This is a genomic window from Streptomyces mangrovisoli, from assembly GCF_000974985.2.
GTDB lineage: Bacteria > Actinomycetota > Actinomycetes > Streptomycetales > Streptomycetaceae > Streptomyces > Streptomyces mangrovisoli.
The window spans coordinates 123897-141309 of the sequence record NZ_LAVA02000090.1; the positions used below are offsets into that span (position 1 = coordinate 123897).

The window sequence follows — 17413 nt, forward strand, 5'->3', positions numbered from 1 at the left end:
CCTTTCTCGTGGGATGGGTCGCCGGTCCGCTCACGCGTCGAGGAACGCCACGTCCTTGTGGATGCGGTCCAGGTCGACGGGGGTGCGGACGAGTCCTTGTTCGAGGGCGTAGCGGGCCGCGATCTCCAGGCAGCGGGCGAGGGAGTCGCTGCAGCCGGCGGTGACCGCCCGGCCCGCCGGGGTGGCGGGGTCCCGCTCGCCGACTGTCTCGTCGATGCCCCGGGCGAGCGCCCGGAACAGGGCGGTGACCGCGTCGGGGCGGGAGCGCAGGACGTCGTCGCGGACGACCAGCAGATGGTTCGCGGGCACCGTGCCGTGCCGCTCGACCCATGCGGCGGCCGCTTCCTCCGCGTCCTCGATCACGGGCACCAGGGGGACGCCCTGGACACCGATGGCGCGCGGCCCGAGCACCGCCGCGTCCACGTCGGCGGCCCGCAGCAGGGCGGCGACGCCGCCGGCCGAGGACCGCCGGACGTTCGGCGGGTTCACGTAGGTGTCGACGTGCGCGTCCTCGGTCGTGACCCAGGTGACGTCCGACGCCTCGACGCCGTAGTCCTCGCGCAGGATGCCGCGCACCCACAGACCGGTGGTCTGGCCGTACGACCGCACCCCGATCCGGCGCCCGGCGAGCCGCCGCACGTCCAGCTCGGGCCCGTCGGGCAGCCGGGTCAGCGAGTGGTGGTGCGTGGCGCCGATCAGCACGGCCGGGAGCAGGGTGAGGGGGACGCCCGCGTCACGTGCCATCAGGTAGGTGGCGACGGGCATCTCGCAGACGTCGAACTCCAGCGCGCGCACCATCCGTGGGAACGCGGTGTGCAGCGGGGAGGCGGACAGGAAGCGGCAGTCGGCGCCCGCCACGGGGATCGTGCCGTCTCTCAGGACGCGGGTGTGGGGGTAGTCGCCGAGCAGGACGTCGAGCGTCTCGCCGGTCCGGACGTGCGGCTCTTCGTGGCCTTGGACGAGTGGCGTGTCGCGGTCCGCCGCAGGGGTGTTCACGGTCGCGGTCTCCTCGCTCCTGGCTCTGCTCATACGTCCTCGCCGTACCAGAGGCGCCGGTAGGGCGGGCTGAGCACCGTGCGGGTGATGCGGACGTCGATGACGGTGGGGCGGGGTTCGCGGACGTACTCGGCGAGTGCGGAACGCAGTTGGTCCGTGGTGCGCACGGTGGCGCCCGATCCGCCCAGGGCCACGGCCACGGCGCCGAGTTCCGGTGTCGGGATGACGGCGAGTTCGGGGTCGAGGTTCTTGGCCGCCGACTTGTGGTACTCGGCGCCGAGGCCCTCGTCGTTCATGACGACGACCAGCAGGGGCAGCCCGTAGCGGCAGGCGGTCTCGAACTCCGGAAGGTGCATGAGGAAGCTGGCGTCGCCCTCGACCACGAAGGAGGGCCGGCCGCCGTCCGCGACGATCTTCCCGATGGTCAGCAGCGGAGCCTGGCCGATGGCGCCGAACATCCCGTAGTTGGAGACGATCTCGCGGGAGCGCTGGAACAGCATGGTCCCGAAGTCCGTCTGGTGTCCGCTGCCGAGCACCAGGTCGATCTCGCCCGGGAGTTGCTCGTCGAGCACCGTGATCGCCTCGCGCGGGTCGATCAGTCCCGGCTCGCGGACGAGGTCGGCCGGATCGACGAGCGGTGCGGCCAGCCGGCCGCGGACCCCGGCGGTGTGGAAGCCCTCGATCCGTACGGAGCGGCTCGCGAGTTCCCGCTCCAGCGCCGCCAGCGCGGTCACCGCGTCGGAGCGGACGTAGACGTCGGCGGCGGCGCCGTTGCCCATGATCAAGTGCTCGGCGGAGTCGATCTGCACGTACGTGGCTTCGGGGAAGAGGTAACCGGCCTCGGTGGTGTAGTGGTTGAGGCTGGCGCCGACCGCGATCACGCAGTCGGCCTCCTGGAGCAGTTCCATCGCCACCCGGTTACCGAACAGCCCGGAGATGCCCACGTGGTGCTCGGTCCGCTCGCGCAGCCAGTTCTTCGCCTGGAGTGTGGTGGCGATCAGGGCGCCCGTACGCTCCTGAAGCCGCAGCACACCCTCGCCCGCGTCGGCCTGCCGGGCGCCGCGCCCCACGATGATCACGACACGCTTGCTCGCCTGCACCACGTCGGCGGCGCGTGCGATGCGCTCGGGATCGGGCAACGGCCGCTGCCGGTCGATCAGTTCGGTCGAGGGCACGTACGGCGTGTCGAGTACGTCGCCGAACTCGTGCGTCTGGATGTCCATCGGGGCGCTGATCATGACCGGGCGGGACTCGGTCCGGGCCAGGTGGAAGGCGCTCTGGACGACCTCCTGCGCCTGGTCGGCGCGGTCGAGGTGGAGGTAGGCGCACTCGATGGCGGCGGCGAAACGGCCCTGGTCGAGGTACTGGGCGGCGGCCTTGTCGCCCCAGGCGGTCTCGCCGCAGAACGCGACCAGCGGGGTGCGCGCCCGCGCCGCCACGATCATCGAGGTGGCGAGCTGGGAGACGCCGGGGCCGCTGGTCGTGGTGATGACGCCGGGCTGCCCGGCGGCCCGCGCCCAGCCGTCGGCCATGCCCAGGCCGGAGCCCTCGTGCCGCACCTCGTAGAGCCGCACACCGCGTTCGGCGAGGGCGTTCATCCAGTGCATGTTGGCGTCGCCCATCATGCCGAAGACGTCGCGGGTGCCTTCCGCGAGGAACGCCTCGGCCATGGCCTCGTAGACCTTCATCGGGTGGTCGCCTCCGGGTTCGCGCGGTGCGGGTGGTCCTTCAAGAGGTCCTGGAGGTGGTCTTCGAGGCGGGGGAACACGCGGAGCGCGTTGCCGTACTCGATGAGCCGGCGATCCGCGTCGGACAGGCCGGTGACGGAGTCGAGGATGCTCTTGGTGTCGTCGAAGTGGTGTCCGGTCTCCGGGTCGACGCCGCGGACGGCGCCGATCATCTCGGAGGCGAACAGGATGTTCCGGGCCGGGACGACGTCCGTCAGCAGCTGCATCCCGCGCGGGTGGTAGACGCAGGTGTCGAAGTGGACGTTGTTCAGGACCAGTTCCTCCAGCGGAGGGCGGCCCTGGTCCTGCATGACGCCCCGGTAGCGGCCCCAGTGGTAGGGGACGGCGCCGCCGCCGTGCGGGATGATGACCTGGAGGTCGGGGAAGTCCCGGAACAGGTCCGACTGGCACAGCTGCATGAACACGGCGGTGTCACCGGCCAGGTAGTGCGCGCAGGTGCCCTGCAGGGCGGGGTTGCGGGACATCGCGACGTGCAGCATGGCCGGGACGCGCAGCTCGACCAGCTTCTCGTACAGCGGGTAGTACACCTTGTCGGTGACCGGCGGCGCCTGCCAGTTGCCGTCGGAGGGGTCCGGGTTGAGCAGGGCCCCGACGAACCCCAACTCCCGGACGCAGCGCTCCAGTTCGGCGACGCTGTGGTGGACCGACGCCTCCAGTCCGGCACCGGGCGACTGGGGCAGTTGGCAGACGCCGACGAAGCGGCCGGGGAACAGGGCGCACACCCGGGCGATCAGGTCGTTGGTGACGTGGGACCAGTCCAGGCTGGTCCGCGCGTCGCCGTAGTGGTGGGCCATCTTCCCGGCGCCGGGCGAGAAGAGGGTGACGTCGGTGCCACGTTCGTCCTGGAGCTTGAGCTGACCCCGCTCGATGACGGCCCTGATGTCGTCGTCGCCGATGGTCAGTTCGTCGGGTGAGACGCGGGCGCCCGAGTCCTCGAAGGCGCGGATCTGTTTCTCCCGCCATCGGCCGAGGGCGGGTGGGGCGGTGGTGAAGTGACCGTGACAGTCGATGAGCATGGGGGTTCCTTGGTGGGAGGGCAGCAGGAAGCCGCACGGGTACACGGGGAGGGTTGAGCCTGCGGCTCGAGGAGGCCGGCCGGGACCTGCGCCGGCCGGAGGCGGCCGGGGCGGCTGAGGCGGACGCGCCGTCCGGGGCGGCCCGGGGACCGATGGTCAGGCGCGGCCCGGAGGACCGGCGGTCAGGCGCGGCCGGTGAGGGAACGCGCCAGGTCCAGGCCGGGGTAGGTGCGCACGGGGGCGGTCATCAGGAAGCGGTAGCCGTCGTCGAGCACCTGCTTGACGTTGTCGGCGGTGACGTGCGGGTGGCCCACCGGGACGCCCCGCTCGACGCAGGTGTCGAGGATCCGTCGCTTGCAGGCGAGCATCCGCGGATGGTCGTACTGGCGCGGGATGCCGAGTTCCTGGCTCATGTCGCCCTCGCCGACGATGACGAGCCCGATCCCCGGTACCTCGTCGAGGATGCGGGGCAGGTTCGCGATGCCCTGCTGGTCCTCGATCATGAGGGCCACGAGCACTTCGCCGTCCGGGTCCAGCGGCCAGACGTCACTGCGCTCGTAGTACTCCTGGTTGGAGATGCCCCAGAAGCGGGCGGCGGCGCTCGGGCTGTCGCCGCGCAGCCCGGCCGGCTCGTGCCGGGGCTCCCCCGGCAGCGACGGATACCGGCAGGCGGCCACGGCGTTGCGGGCCTCGTCGACGGTCGAGATGTGCGGCCACACGATACCGAACGCGCCCAGGTCGAGGGCCTGTTTGGCGTGCCACTGGGCCTTTTCGGCGCCGTTGACGGGGATCCGCACGATCGGGGTGATCGCGGGTCCCGGCTCGTCGGAGCTGCGGATCTGCCGCCGGTCGAGGAGGTACTGGAAGCTGTCGCGCAGCGCGATGGCGTCCCACGGTTTGTGTTCCGTCTCGAAGACGAGCGCGTCGTAGGAGGTGGTGGCGAAGTCGAGCGCGGCGGCGGGGTCGGCTGGGGAGAACGACGCGAAGACGTGCCGGCCCGCGCCGAGATGGGCGATGACCTTGTTGAGCCGGGCTGTCACGGACGGACTCCTCGGGAAGGGGTGGAGGTTGCCTTGCCGGGACGGGTCGGGGACGGGTCGCGGCCGAACAGGCGGGCCAGCCGCGCGCGGAGGCGCTGCCACAGTCCGGGGCGCTCGGCTGGGGCGGCGATGGGGGTTGCGTCGGCGGTGTCCGTGGGCGCGCAGCGTTCGACAAGCGCCGCCGAGAACTCGCGTGCCATCCTGGCCACCACGACACCGGCGCCCGACTCGATCAGCGGGGCGAGCTTGCCGGAGAGGTTCATCTCGCCGGTCATCGCCACCTGCGTGCCGCCGGTCACGGTGTCCTCGGTCACCCGGAAGACCGCGCCGCCGCTGAACCGGGTGGCGCCCTGGCCGTCCCTGCCGCGTGCGGTCAGCCGGCCTTCGCGCTCGTCCTGGTCCAGTTCCAGCGTGATGCGGGCGGCGAACTTGACCCTGATGCCGCCGAATCGGACGACGAGGACGCCGTCGAAGGATCCGTCGTCGTGGGACTCGCCGAGTTCGGCGCCGCCGACGCAGGACACGACGGCCGAGGGGTCGGAGATGATCTCCCAGACCCGTGCCGGCGGGCTCGGCACATCTATCTTTTCAGCGATGGATATCAAGGGGGACCTCTCTGGACGCTAGGCGGCGTCGGTCGCCTCGGCGTCGGACGTGAACAGGCTCCACAGGTCGTTGTAGAGCTCCGAGAACTCGGGCGATTCGACGAGGGAGCCGATGGTGCGGGGGCGTCCGAAGGGGACGGGGAGGGTACGGCGGACGGTGCCCGGCCCGTCCGACATCACGACCACCTCGTCGGCGAGGTAGAGGGCCTCGTTGAGGTCGTGGGTGACGAAGACGAGGGTGCCCTGCTGCTCCTGCCACAGGTTGAGGAGTTCCTGCTGGAGCTTGAGCCGGGTGATGGCGTCGAGGGGGCCGAAGGGCTCGTCCATCAGCACGATGGAGGGTTCGTAGATCAGTGCACGGGCGATCGCGCAGCGCTTGCGCATTCCGCCGGACAGTTCGCGCGGGTAGTGGTTCTCGAATCCGGTCAGCCCTACGACGTCGACCCAGTGCGCGATGCGTTCCTCGCGCTCCGCCTTGGGCACCTTGCGGAACTTGAGGGCCAGGCCGATGTTGGCCTTCACGGTGAGCCACGGCAGCAGGTCGGTCTGCTGGGTCACGTATGCGGCCTCCGAGTTGACGGCCCTCACCTCCTCGCCGCCGAAGTGGACCCGGCCCTCGGTCGGGAAGAGAAGGCCGGCGGCCAGATTGAGCAGGGTGCTCTTCCCGCAGCCGCTGGGGCCGATCACGGCGACGCATGTGCCGCGCTTGATGCGGAAGGACACGTCCGTGATGGCGGGGCGGTGGCTGCCCGGGAACTCCAGGGTCACGTTCTCGAAGCGGAGCGCTTCCGTCTCCGGGGCACGCTGTGTGGTCGACATCTTCGTCTCCTCGGCCCGCCCTTTGCGGAGGGCGGCCTGGCCCGTCGTTCGTGCGGTGGATGGGTGGCCGACGCGGTCGGCCCCGGTGGCGCTGCGCCGGGAGCCTGTGGGCGCGGCCGACTGAAGCCGCCTGTAGGCAGGCCCAGTTGAGCACGTTCTCGAAGTGGATTGTCCGACAAGAACTGCAGGGAACGTAACGCTCCCGAACCACTCCGGCAAGATGCCTGCAAGAAAAACCCGATGTGCGCCCCAACCTCAACCAACCCCACACTTAGGACTGTTGGACAATGTGATGCGCAGCCCGAGGGGCAACTCCGCAGATGAGAGCCGGGTTTGCGCGGTCGGCGGAAGACCGGCTGCCCGGCCGACCCACCTCTGGGCCGGCCGGGCAGGATTCGGATGCGGCGACCGGGGCGCCGGGCGTCAGCTCACGGGGAGAGCACGCTCTGCGGGAGATGGAGCGGCATCGAGTCCTCCCACTGGCTGTCGGTCAGCAGCTGCTTGCCGGAGCCGTCGGCGTTCATGGCCATGATCTGGCCGTAGGGCTGGAACGTGTTGTCGTACAGGGCCGCCTCCTCCAGGAACCCGTACATGCCGCTGCTCTAGAGGATGCGGCCGTCGTAACTCCACACTGTGTGGCCGTCGTTGGCGCCGCTGCTGGTCAGCACCTGCAGGTCGCCGCCGTCGGGCCGACGGCAAGGTCGGCCTGCGGTTCGTCAGATGGGTGTCGCTGCCCAGCCCCAGCGCGGACAGGACCGCCCTGATGGAGGGGCGGATCGACTGGTTCGTCACCTCGGAACCGCTGCCGTTGCAGATCCAGCATTCCGGTGACGGCATCGTGATGGCCAACTCCCGGACCGTGCCCGAATGGAGCGGCTCCTACGCCGGCTACGGGCAGGTGGTGGTCACCCGCTCGACCTATGCCAAGCAGAACTCCGACACCGTTTCAGGAACAGTCCGCGGCGTGCGCCCGGCGAGTCGATCGCTGGTTCGCCCTGCTTGACCAACTCGACGCGGAGCGATCCGGCAGCTCCTCCGACACCGCCTCACGGGTGTGCGCCCGGTGCCAGAATGGTGGGGCGGGAAGCGATGGGGAGTCGGGCGGGGCCGCTGGTGGCGGCGCGCCGGATTCCTCACGGACGAGGGGCGGGGGATGTCGGCTGAGTTGGTGGGCCAGGCGGTGACGGTGATCAGCGCGGCGACCACGGCGTACGGGGCTCGGGTGCTGACGCAGTCCGAGGAGCTTGCCGCGCAGGGGACGGTGCGGCTGGGGCAGCGGCTGGTGGCGCGGCTGCTACGGCGCGGGCGGCACACCGCCGTGGAGTCGGCGGTGCGTGATCTGGCGGAGGCGGCGCCCGAGGAGCGGGAAGACGCTCGAGCGGCCCTGCGGCTGCATCTCGGACGGGCACTGCGGGAGGACCCCGAGTTGCGGGCCGAGCTCGCCTCCCTGCTGGCCGGCGGGGCTCATGCGCAGGGCGCCGGTGCCGTCGTGGTGAGCGGGTCGAACGAGGGGATCGTCTCGACGGGCGACAACGCGATCAACATTCAGCGCCGCGACTGAGCACGATGACCGACGGCCTGGACATCGGCGTCAACAACGGTCTTGTCTCCACGGGTCCACATGCCTTCAACGTGCAGATCGGCAAAGTCACGGTCGCGCCGGTGCCGTCGACGCCGATCCGCGAGGTGACCCCGACGGCGGGACCGGTGGGCGTGCCGTGGCGGTCCCCGCTGTTCGTCGGCCGTGCGTCCGAACTGGCCCGGCTGGACGACCTGTTCGAGGACCGGACAGGCGGAGCGGTGCACGTCCTCCATGGCCTGGGCGGCACGGGCAAGTCGACTCTGGCCGCCCGGTACGCCCTCACGCGAGCCGGGCGGTTCACCCAGGTCCTGTGGCTGAGCGCGGCGAGCGTCACCGCCCTCGAGTCCGGGCTGACGGCCTTCGCCACGGCCCTGGAGCCGGCGTCGAGCCCCGGGGTTCCGGCCGAGACCCTGCGGGATCGCGCGCTCGGCTGGCTGCGCGAGCACGAGGGGTGGCTGCTGGTCCTGGACGACGTCAACCGGATCGACGACGTACGCGGCCTACTGGCCGGGGCGGTCAATGGCTGCGTGATCGTCACCAGCCGCCTCACCACCGGCTGGCACCACATCGGACAGGCCGACCGCCTCGGCCCGCCGGAGCCGGACGAGGCGAAGGAACTGCTGCTGGGCGTCCTCGGCCGAGAGGACGATGAACTCGCCGCCGAGGCCGATGAATTGTGTTTACGGCTGGGGCGACTGCCGCTCGCCATCGAACAGGCGGGCGCCTACATCGCCGAGTGCGGCATCGGCATCGGCGACTACCTCGAACTGCTCGGTCAAGCGCCGGCCGACACCTTCAAGGACGCCGCGGAGGGCACCGACTCCGAACGCACGATCGCCCGGGTCTGGCGGGTGACCCTCGACCGCCTGGCTCAGCGGCCGTGGGCGGCGCAGATCCTGCGCGTGCTGGCCTGGTACTCGTCCGAAGGCATCCCACGGCGCCTGCTGGACGGTATCGGCTCACCGCGCGAGGTACGGGAGGGCGTGCGCGCCCTCGCCGCATACAGCATGGTCGTGGCCGCGCCGGACGCCCTGACGGTCCATCCGCTGGTCCAGTTCGTCGCCCGCACGCCGGACCCGGATGACCCGCACCGCACGCCCGAGGACGTCGAGGCAGCCCGCACCCTCGCGATCGACCGGCTCGCGGCGGCGGCACCCGAGACGGAGGACCCCGCCGACTGGCCCGCATGGCGCACGCTTCTCCCGCACGTCGCCGCGATGGCGACGTACGTGCCGGTGGAGGCGGACACGGCGTCGCTGGCGCACCTCCTCGTCCTGACCGCGACCTTCCTCGAACGGCAGGGCGCGTACCAGACCGCTGCCGACCTCGGTTTCCGTGCCGTCAACAGCGCAGCGGCCGTCTTCGGTCGTGCCCACGGACGGACCCTCGCCGCCTTGGTCAACCTGACGAACGCGCTTCAGGGCGGCGGGGAGGCTCCCTTGGCGATCGAGCTCCTGGAGGAGATGCTCCCGCACTTCACGAGCAACCCGAACACACCATCGAATCCAGGCGACTTCAAGATGCTCTGCAGCGCGCGCAACAGCCTGGCGCACGCCTACCACGACGCGGGCGATCCCCACCGGGCGATCACGATCTACGAGGAGCTCGTCGCCGACATGGATCCCAAGGGACCGGCCGGCCCGCGGGCCCTGGCGATGATCCGCGGCAACCTGGGACACACCTGGCAGGACGTGGGAGAACCCGAGAAGGCGATCAGCATGATCGAAGGGGCACTTGGGGAACTCCGGCGTGCCGATGGCACCGCCGAGTACGAGGTGCTGGAGATGCGTGCGATGCTCCTGGACGCCCATCAAGCCGCCGGTCGCCACCACGAGGCGATCGCGGGCTTCCGAGCCGTACTTCCCGACCTGGAGCGGGTGCTCGGGCCGGACCACCCCACCACCCTCATGGCGGTCGGCAACGCCGCCGGCGCGTACGCCCGGGTGGGGAATCTGGTCCGTGCCGCGTCCTTGAACCGGCGTACCGTCGAAGGCTTCGCACGATCACTCGGCGCCGACCACCCGAACACGCTCCAGAGTCGCGAGAACCTCGCCCGTGTCTACGCGGCCGCCGGTAACCACGCACGGGCGCTCCCTCTGCTCACGGCGCTGCTCGCCGACCGGGAGCGGCTGCACGGCCGGGACGCCGTCGCCACGATCCTCGCCCGCCGGGATCTCGCCGCCGCGCACTACAACGCGCGCGACAAGCACCAGGCCCTCCCCCTCATGACGACGGCCGCAGGTGAGGCTCGGCGTGTGCTGGGCCGGGACCACCCCGTCACCTGCTCCCTCCAGAGGGAGCTCGACCGCATGGTGCCGCGCCAGGCCACCGTCACTCCGCTGCCGACGGATTGAGGGCGACGAGTTCGACCTCGAACCCGTCGGCGTTCTCCAGGTAGGCCGTGTAGTTCTGGTCGCCGCCGGCATGCGGGTGGCGGTCGGGGAACATCAGGCTCCAACCGTGGCGCGCAGCCTCGGAGACGAGCGCCTCCACCCCGTCGTGGTCGACGTGGAACGCCAGATGGTTCAGGCCGGGGCGGCACCGGTCGTGATGGTCGGCGGTGAGGGCGGGTGACTGTTCGAGGACGAGGTAGGTCGCCCCGAGCCGCCAGCTGCGTCCGTTGCTCCAGTTCTGGAACCGTGAGTAGCCGAGGGATTCCAGCAGCCACCCGAACGAGAGGGTGGCGCGGTGGAGATCGGGCACCCAGATCTCGACATGGTGGAGCATCCCGCCGGTCGGCCGTGTCATGGCGCTCCAGTTGCTGAACGCGCGCCTTCGCCATCGGCTCGGTGCCAGGGGAACGGAGCGAGGTCCGGTTCGACCCAGCCGGTGCGTGCCGTGTCGCCCGCCAGGGTCGAGGACCGGTAGAAGCGGGTGAGGAGCCGTTTGTCGAACAAGGCGGGGTTCCGCCCGGCGAAGGCGTCGAAGTCGCCCGCGTCCGACTGGTCGGCGTGGTGGCCCACCAGTTCGACCCAGGCCCGGCTGACGGTGGCGTTGTACTTCTGCGGGGCGCCCGCGTAGCGAGCCGTGCGCCGGATGCCGTCGCTGACGAGGTCGACCGCCGCACCGGTGCCGTAGCGCCGGACCGCCAGCCAGGTCAGATGGACGTGCTGGCGGTGCCCGAACCGCTCGGCGTTCGCCATCACCTCCCCCATCAAGGCGTCGAACGGCGAGGTCTGCCGGTCCGCGCCGTGTCCGGCGCGCAGGTGCCGTCGAAGACGCGTGAGCGGGGCGGTCAGCGTCCTGAGCAGGCCGTGGGGATGCGCCGCGCGACCGGGGCGCGGGCGGTGGTGGTCGTGCGGGGTCATGACGCCTCCGTGACGAGCGCGTCCAGAACGGCGTGGAAGCCGGCGATCGCCTCGGGCGGCAGGCCGTCCAGCGCGCGGTGCTCGATGTCGGTCAGGGTCCGGGTGATCAGGGCGGCCGCCGCGCGCCCGGAGTCGGTGAGTTCGACGAGCACCGAGCGGCGGTCCTCGGCGCGCGTGCCGCGGGTGATGTGGCCGCGGCGTTCCAGCCGGTCCAGCACGCTGGTCAGCGTCGTGGGCCGGGCACCGACGGCGGCCCCGAGCTGGGAGACCGTGCGGCCCCGGCCGTCGGCGAGGTTGGCCAGCGCGTTGATCTCGGAGGCGGTCAGGTCGAGGTCGACGAGTTCGGCGGCGATCAGGCGCAGGGTGGCGTGGGTGGCGCGCTGCAGGGCCAGCAGCGCGGGCCGTCGCGATGATACGGATTCGGACTTCACGATTTCGGATATTACGATATCGGAGTATTGAACGCAAGCAAGACGCAAGCCAGGCGCACGCAGGGCAGCCCGCGTGGGGATGGTCGTACGGGCGCCGGACGAGCGCGCACTTCCCTTCCGGCGCCGGGCGCCCTCCCCCGGACTGAGGTCGCTCAGCCCCCCGCGGCGCGGGACCACCGCTCCTCGATGACGGCCTGCTTCCGATCCAGCTCCGCATCCTTCCTGCGCTTGGTGACGGTCCCCGGAATCACCAGCGGGCGTCTGCCCACCCTGGTGACTCGAAGTTCGGTCCAGGTTCCGCTCCGCGACACGCGCTGCCGCCTCTCGACACCGGCGACCTCGCTCCAGGGAACCGATCGCCTGCGGACGAAGGTGCGGAACTCCAATCCCTCCGCGGTCAGGAGCACCCGGCCATAAATCAGGTTGATCCAACTGAGGACCACGGCCATGAAGAGGACCACGCAGGCACCGACCCACAACCGTGCACCCGACGCCGGCACGGTGAGGCCCGTCCACACCAACACCCCGGCGAAGACCAGCGCCGAGATACCGGCTCGCCACCAATACCTGCGACGGTCAGCGGAGTTGAAGCCGATCCAGATGTCCGGCATGGTCACGATGGTATTGACGTGCGCCTGAACAACGACCAGCCCGACTGGACAAGTTGCCCCGGCCCCGGCCTACTCCACGTACTCGACGCTCTGCATCATGCCCAGGTCCTCATGGTGGAGCTGATGGCAGTGGGCGATGGTTCGGCCGGTGAAGTCGTCGTAACGGACCAGGAAGGTGACCCGGTCTCCGGGCGTGCCGCCGGTCAGGCCGATCGTGTCGTGCCAGACGGGAGGATCCAGCCGTACGCCGTTGCGGTGGGTGAGCAGGATCGGATTGGTGTGCAGATGGAAGGGATGACCGTGCGCCGGCAGCGATTCGTCGGTGCGTACATTCCACCGCTCGACCGTGCCGAGGCGCAGGGTGTGGTTGGTGAAGGACGGGTCGAACAGGCCGTACGCCGGGTCGCGGGTGAGGTCGGCGCCGGGATCCGCCGCGGGGGTGGCACCGGTGCCCAGCATGCGGAAGGCGTTGGGGAACGCGCCGGCGAAGACGCCCGCGTCGGCGTGCAGGATCACTTCCCGGTCGGCGTCGGGGTCCGTGATGTCCCGCTCGTCGAGGAACGGTCTGCCCGCGGGCAGTACGGCGGGCAGGGCCATCGGCGGCACGACCGGATCGCCGGCGACCTCGACCGTCATCAGCGGACCGGGCAGCCCGGGGGCGCGCAGTTCGTACGTGCCGGGCACGCCGGCGCGGACCAGGACGTCGGCGCGGTTGCCCATCGCCAACTCCACCCGGTCCAGGGCGACGGGGCGGGGGAAGGTGATGCCGTCCTGGGCGATCTGATGCACGGTCGGGGCGCCGTCGCCGCCGGCGAGGGAAAGGCTCAGGGCGGTGAACCCGGTCGCGGCGACCAACCGCCACCGCTGCACCTCCCCCGGCCGCAGGCGCAGGGTGGGGTTGACCGTGCCGTTGACGGTGAAGGTGGACGGGACGCCCGCCGTCCAGCCGCCCGAGGTGAAGGCGGGCACCCTGCCGTCCTTGAGCTTGAGTTCGTTGATGCACACGACGATGTCGGCGGCCGCCTGGATCTCCGGGACCTCGTCGACGTCGCCCTCGACGACGATCACGCCCGCCATTCCGCCCACGATCTGCTCGGCCGTGGATCCGTGCAGGTGCGGGTGGTACCAGTAGGTGCCCGCCGGATGACCGTGCGGTACCTGGATGCTCGTCACGTACTGCGGCTCCGCGACACCGGCGGCCGCCTCCTCCGCGGTGCGCGGCGCGAACTCGCGCAGCACGTTGTCGGCATCCCCCGACGGACTGACGTGCAGGCCGTGGGTGTGCAGGTTGAAACTGTTCGCGTGGTGCGGTGTGTTGTGGCCTCCGCCTCCGCTGGAAGGTGCGTTCGGCGGCAGCCCGTTGACCTGCGTCAGCCGGAGCTGATGCCCGCCCCGTACCCGCAGCGTCGGCCCCGGGACGCTCCCGTTGTACGTCCGCGTGCGCACCGGCCCGTAGCCCGGCACGTCGATGTCCGTGAACCGCACGTCGAGCGTTCCCGCCAGGACCGGCGGTGCCGTCGAACCCGTCGCCTGGCCCGACAGCCACACCTCCGGCTGCGGAAAGGACGTGGCCGCGCGCCTCCCACTCGCCCTGCCCCGGGCCGTGCCCGTCATCGTCGCCAGCACCGAGGCGGGAACAGCCTTCAGGACCGAACGACGGCCGATCCAATGATCATCATGTCCCATAGCTGGGCAAACTAGCCCGTGAGGCGGCAAGACCCGTGGAGAACACGGCTTGCGGCCGCCGACGGTCGACGCCCCCTGAGGTGTGCCTCCCCGCGCGAGGCCGGGACCGCGTTCCGCGCAAGGGGCGTACGCCGGCGTGCCACCCAAAGGCCGTAAGCCCGCGTTAGCCTGACGCGATGCCAGCGAACACCAGCCTCGCCAGAGCCATCAGCGACACCACCACTCCACCCCTGCTCCCCCTCCCGGAACGTGTCGCCGAGCTTCTGTCGGAGCTGGGGAGTCCGCCCCGGCTGGCGGCCCACCTGCGCGCCGTCCACGACGTCGCCCATCAACTGGTCGCATGGGTCGAACAGCACTGCCCCGCGCTGGACTTCGACCGCGAGGCGGTGCTCTTCGGGGCGGCCACGCACGACATAGGCAAGACGGTGCACGTCGCCGAGCTCTCCGGGCCCGGGTCGGCGCACGAGAAGGCCGGGCAGGCCCTGCTGCTCGAGCACGGCGTCAGCCCGGAACTGGCGCGCTTCGCCGCGACCCACGCGTCATGGACGGACCCGGAGATCGGCCCGGACGACCTGTTGGTCAGCCTCGCCGACAAGATCTGGAAGAACAAGCGCGTTCCCGGCCTGGAGGACATCGTCGTGGCCCGGCTCAGCGAGGCGACCGGCCGTGCGGCATGGGAGGAGTTCATCGCGCTCGACGAGGTCCTCACCGGCATCGGCGAGACGGCCGACGAGCGCCTCGCCTTCCAGGCGTCCTTCCCTGTCCACGGCTGAGGACTCACCCCTTCCCCCCGCTTGACGTATGCCGATATGGGAATACGATCGTTGCCATGGCACGAGCAGCGACGACATCGGACGTCTTCAACGCGATAGCCGAGCCGCAGCGCCGGGACATCCTGGCGCTGCTGCGGGCGGGAGAGCGACCGGTGAACGACCTGGCCCGGACGTTGGGGATGACCCAGCCGGGGGCGTCCAAGCACCTGCGGGTGCTCCGGGAAGTGGGGCTGGTACAGGTCCGCGAGGCGGGCAAGCAGCGTCTCTACGGCCTGGACGCCCGCGGGCTGCGGCCGGTGCACGAGTGGGTCGGCGGATTCGAGCGGTTCTGGAACGAGAGTTTCGACCGGCTGGACTCCTATGTGCAGGACCTCAAGCAGACACGGCAGGAGGACTGACCGATGACAGGGGCAGGGCAGGAAACGCGCAGCGGGCCGACGACGGCCGACCGGGAGATCGTGATCTCCCGGGTGATCGACGCTCCGCGGGAGCTGGTGTTCGAGGCTTTCACCGAGGTCCGGCACCTGTCGAGATGGTGGGGTCCGGCCGGGTTCACCACCACCACGCGGTCCTTCGAGTTCCGCGAGGACGGGGAGTGGGTCTTCGTGCTGCACGGGCCGGACGGGACGGACTACGCCGAGTGGATCCGCTGGGTGCGGATCGCCCCGCCCGAACGGATCGAGCTGCTGCACGGCGAGGTGCGCGACGACCCGAACGCCTTCGAGTCGGTGATCACGTTCGAGCCGGACGGCGCGGCGACCCGGATCGTGATGCGCACCCTGTTCCCCACCAGGCGGCTGCGCGACGAGGCGGTCGAGAAGTACCACGCGGTCGAGGGCGGCGAGCAGACCCTGAGCAACCTGGCGGCCTACGTCGCCGAGACCCTGCGCAAGGAAGGCGAGAACTGATGGCCGGCAAGGTGTTCTTCAGCGTCTCGATGTCGCTGGACGGGTTCGTCGCGCCCGAGCCCGTACCCGTCGAGGACGAGCTGTTCGCGCCCGCCAGGCAGAACGACCCAGACGTCCGGCGCTGGATGGCGCAGTGGATGGAACTGCAGCAGTGGCTCCTCCCCCAGCGGTTCTTCCGGGAGAACGCGGGGCTGGGCGAGGGCGGCGAGGAAGGGCCCGACAACGACATCGCGCGGGAGACGTTCGAGCGCACCGGCGCGAGCGTCATGGGCAAGCGGATGTTCGACCTCGGCGAGCAGTCGTGGCCGGCGGAGGCGCCGTTCCACACCCCGGTCTTCGTCGTGACGCACACCAAGCGCGACCCGTGGGAGCGGCCCGGCGGCACCACGTTCCACTTCGTCGACGACGGCATCGAGCGCGCCCTCGACCGGGCCCGCGAGGCGGCGGGCGACCGCGACGTCCGCATCGCCGGCGGGGGCACGACGATCCTCCAGTACGTGAACGCCGGACTGGTCGACGAGTTCTCGGTCGCCGTGTCCCCGGTGCTGTTCGGTGCCGGCACCCGCCTGTTCGACGGCGTCGACGCGTCGAGGATCGCGCTGGAGCCGCTCCGCGCGGTGCCGACCCGGCGGGTGACCCATCTGACCTACGCGGTACGGCCACGCTAACCGCGCCACCTGGCGATCAGCGGGCCGCGGGGGTGGCCGAGGCGGACGTGCGCCCGCCGGTCAGGCGGCGCCAGACGCGGGTGAAGGGTCCTGGCAGATGCGCACACAAACCGCCGGACTGCGGAAATCCGACCGATGTCTCCTGACTCATCGCCGAAAAGAAGGACTGCCCCTGCGGGGTTTTCCGGGTGGTGCTCCATCGCACACCGGAGTGACGTGCGACAAGAGTGTGCACGAGTTCTCGCCCGAGTCCCCGGCGCTGCCATCTGTCGAGAATCCAGACGTCCAATATCAGCCCGGTACGACAGGCGGCGCATATACGGAAACGGAGCCGCCCTATGACGGCGCGCCGTGGGTCGAGGAGTATCAATTCGGTCGTGGAGCGGTGATCGGGGGACATATTCCGGCACAGTATGGGCGAGGACTGTAGATCCATGGCGCCACTTCGTTCCCACACGGCCGTGACACCTCCGAGGACCGCCATCGCTCCAATTTCCGGAACGATACTGGCCGTACGCCCCGGCGAATAGGGCGCTGCAATATCACTTTGTGTTCCCACACCGGTGTCTCACCCTTGGGCACGCCGTTTTGCGCGCCCTGCCTGCGGCCCGGTGCCGACACTCCGTCAAAAGCGGCGCAGGCTCCCCCGGTAAGCGACGCAGTCCTCGTACGCCGGGAGCAGGCCCCGCCTCTCGGCGTCGGCGAGCGTGGGCGCCTGCGCGTCCTTCGGGGACAGCAGCGGCTCGACGCCCGGCGGCCACTCGATGGCGAGGTCCGGGTCCAGCGGATGGACACCGTGCTCGCGCTCGGGGGCGTAGCCCTGCGAGCAGAGGTAGACCACCGTCGCCTCGTCCGTCAGGGCGAGGAACGCGTGGCCGAGCCCCTCGGACAGGTGGACGGCGGCATGGGTCCGGTCGTCGAGCCGGACCGCCTCCCACTGCCGGTACGTCGGTGAGCCGACGCGGATGTCGACGACGACGTCGAGTACCGCCCCGCGCACGCACGTGACGTACTTGGCCTGGCCCGGCGGCACGTCGGCGAAGTGGATGCCGCGCAGGGTGCCCCGCTTGGAGACGGAGCAGTTGGCCTGCGCCAGGTCGAGGTCGTGGCCGGTCGCCTCGCGGAATCCGGGGCCTTGGAACCACTCGTGGAAACTGCCGCGTTCGTCGGGGAAGACCTTCGGCTCCAGCACCCAAGCGCCTTCGATGCCCAGTGGTCGCAC

At 70.7% G+C, this 17413-nt stretch carries 20 protein-coding genes; 7 read left to right on the forward strand and 13 right to left on the reverse strand.

Going from position 1 to position 17413, the window contains the following annotated elements; all coding sequences use genetic code 11:
* Window positions 1–30 precede the first annotated feature (30 nt).
* The 7 genes from WN71_RS31555 to WN71_RS42350 all read right to left on the reverse strand — a co-directional run bounded on the left by WN71_RS31555 (window position 31) and on the right by WN71_RS42350 (window position 6817).
* A complete protein-coding gene (locus tag WN71_RS31555) occupies window positions 31–1029 on the reverse strand; it encodes an ABC transporter substrate-binding protein (RefSeq protein ID WP_143074893.1) in 999 nt (332 codons plus the stop codon).
* Window positions 1026–2684: a thiamine pyrophosphate-binding protein gene (locus WN71_RS31560; RefSeq protein WP_046583840.1), complete on the reverse strand. Its 1659-nt coding sequence runs from the start codon at window positions 2682–2684 to the stop codon at window positions 1026–1028. The genes WN71_RS31555 and WN71_RS31560 overlap by 4 nt, the downstream gene beginning before the upstream one ends.
* Complete coding sequence (locus WN71_RS31565) at window positions 2681–3760, reverse strand: amidohydrolase family protein (RefSeq protein ID WP_046583839.1); 1080 nt, start codon at window positions 3758–3760, stop codon at window positions 2681–2683. The genes WN71_RS31560 and WN71_RS31565 overlap by 4 nt, the downstream gene beginning before the upstream one ends.
* Window positions 3761–3942: 182 nt before the next feature.
* The gene (locus WN71_RS31570; RefSeq protein WP_046583838.1) at window positions 3943–4800 is read right to left on the reverse strand and encodes an HpcH/HpaI aldolase family protein; all 858 of its coding nucleotides are present in this window, start codon (window positions 4798–4800) and stop codon (window positions 3943–3945) included.
* Window positions 4797–5405 carry an SRPBCC domain-containing protein gene (locus WN71_RS31575; protein WP_046583837.1) on the reverse strand — a complete coding sequence of 203 codons (609 nt, stop codon included), beginning with the start codon at window positions 5403–5405 and terminating at the stop codon, window positions 4797–4799. The genes WN71_RS31570 and WN71_RS31575 overlap by 4 nt, the downstream gene beginning before the upstream one ends.
* Before the next feature lie 18 nt (window positions 5406–5423).
* Window positions 5424–6224, reverse strand: a complete 801-nt coding sequence (locus WN71_RS31580; RefSeq protein ID WP_052742933.1) for an ABC transporter ATP-binding protein — start codon at window positions 6222–6224, stop codon at window positions 5424–5426.
* Window positions 6225–6652: 428 nt separating this feature from the next.
* Entirely contained in the window at window positions 6653–6817 is a 165-nt protein-coding gene (locus WN71_RS42350) for a hypothetical protein (RefSeq protein ID WP_206300192.1), read from the reverse strand.
* A gap of 170 nt (window positions 6818–6987) precedes the next feature.
* Here WN71_RS42350 and WN71_RS31585 point away from each other — a divergent pair, with 170 nt between their 5' ends.
* From WN71_RS31585 to fxsT, 3 genes are all read left to right on the forward strand, one after another.
* Complete coding sequence (locus tag WN71_RS31585) at window positions 6988–7227, forward strand: substrate-binding domain-containing protein (protein ID WP_071369898.1); 240 nt, start codon at window positions 6988–6990, stop codon at window positions 7225–7227.
* 150 nt (window positions 7228–7377) lie between these two features.
* Window positions 7378–7785, forward strand: a complete 408-nt coding sequence (locus WN71_RS31590; protein ID WP_046583835.1) for a hypothetical protein — start codon at window positions 7378–7380, stop codon at window positions 7783–7785.
* Between the two features lie 5 nt (window positions 7786–7790).
* Complete coding sequence (gene fxsT / locus WN71_RS31595; RefSeq protein WP_052742932.1) at window positions 7791–10160, forward strand: FxSxx-COOH system tetratricopeptide repeat protein; 2370 nt, start codon at window positions 7791–7793, stop codon at window positions 10158–10160.
* Here fxsT and WN71_RS31600 read toward each other — a convergent pair.
* From WN71_RS31600 to WN71_RS31620, 5 genes are all read right to left on the reverse strand, one after another.
* Complete coding sequence (locus tag WN71_RS31600; RefSeq protein ID WP_046583834.1) at window positions 10138–10554, reverse strand: VOC family protein; 417 nt, start codon at window positions 10552–10554, stop codon at window positions 10138–10140. The genes fxsT and WN71_RS31600 overlap by 23 nt on opposite strands.
* The gene (locus WN71_RS31605) at window positions 10551–11114 is read right to left on the reverse strand and encodes a hypothetical protein (RefSeq protein WP_206300193.1); all 564 of its coding nucleotides are present in this window, start codon (window positions 11112–11114) and stop codon (window positions 10551–10553) included. The genes WN71_RS31600 and WN71_RS31605 overlap by 4 nt, the downstream gene beginning before the upstream one ends.
* The gene (locus tag WN71_RS31610) at window positions 11111–11545 is read right to left on the reverse strand and encodes a MarR family winged helix-turn-helix transcriptional regulator (protein ID WP_046583833.1); all 435 of its coding nucleotides are present in this window, start codon (window positions 11543–11545) and stop codon (window positions 11111–11113) included. Before WN71_RS31610 ends, WN71_RS31605 begins: the two co-directional genes overlap by 4 nt.
* A 152-nt stretch (window positions 11546–11697) precedes the next feature.
* On the reverse strand, window positions 11698–12156 hold the full coding sequence (locus WN71_RS31615) for a PH domain-containing protein (RefSeq protein WP_046583925.1): 459 nt from the start codon (window positions 12154–12156) through the stop codon (window positions 11698–11700).
* A gap of 69 nt (window positions 12157–12225) precedes the next feature.
* Window positions 12226–13842, reverse strand: coding sequence for a multicopper oxidase family protein (locus WN71_RS31620; protein WP_079178255.1), 1617 nt, complete (start codon window positions 13840–13842; stop codon window positions 12226–12228).
* A 176-nt stretch (window positions 13843–14018) separates the two neighbouring features.
* On the opposite strand from WN71_RS31620, the gene WN71_RS31625 reads away from it, so the two are divergent.
* The 4 genes from WN71_RS31625 to WN71_RS31640 are packed head-to-tail and all read left to right on the forward strand — an operon-like array spanning window position 14019 to window position 16191.
* On the forward strand, window positions 14019–14615 hold the full coding sequence (locus WN71_RS31625; protein WP_046583831.1) for an HD domain-containing protein: 597 nt from the start codon (window positions 14019–14021) through the stop codon (window positions 14613–14615).
* Window positions 14616–14671: 56 nt separating this feature from the next.
* Entirely contained in the window at window positions 14672–15013 is a 342-nt protein-coding gene (locus WN71_RS31630) for an ArsR/SmtB family transcription factor (protein WP_046583830.1), read from the forward strand.
* 3 nt (window positions 15014–15016) lie between these two features.
* Entirely contained in the window at window positions 15017–15523 is a 507-nt protein-coding gene (locus WN71_RS31635; RefSeq protein WP_046583829.1) for an SRPBCC family protein, read from the forward strand.
* The gene (locus WN71_RS31640) at window positions 15523–16191 is read left to right on the forward strand and encodes a dihydrofolate reductase family protein (protein WP_046583828.1); all 669 of its coding nucleotides are present in this window, start codon (window positions 15523–15525) and stop codon (window positions 16189–16191) included. Before WN71_RS31635 ends, WN71_RS31640 begins: the two co-directional genes overlap by 1 nt.
* A 625-nt stretch (window positions 16192–16816) precedes the next feature.
* Here WN71_RS31640 and rfbC read toward each other — a convergent pair.
* The gene (gene rfbC / locus WN71_RS31645; RefSeq protein ID WP_046583827.1) at window positions 16817–17413 is read right to left on the reverse strand and encodes a dTDP-4-dehydrorhamnose 3,5-epimerase; all 597 of its coding nucleotides are present in this window, start codon (window positions 17411–17413) and stop codon (window positions 16817–16819) included.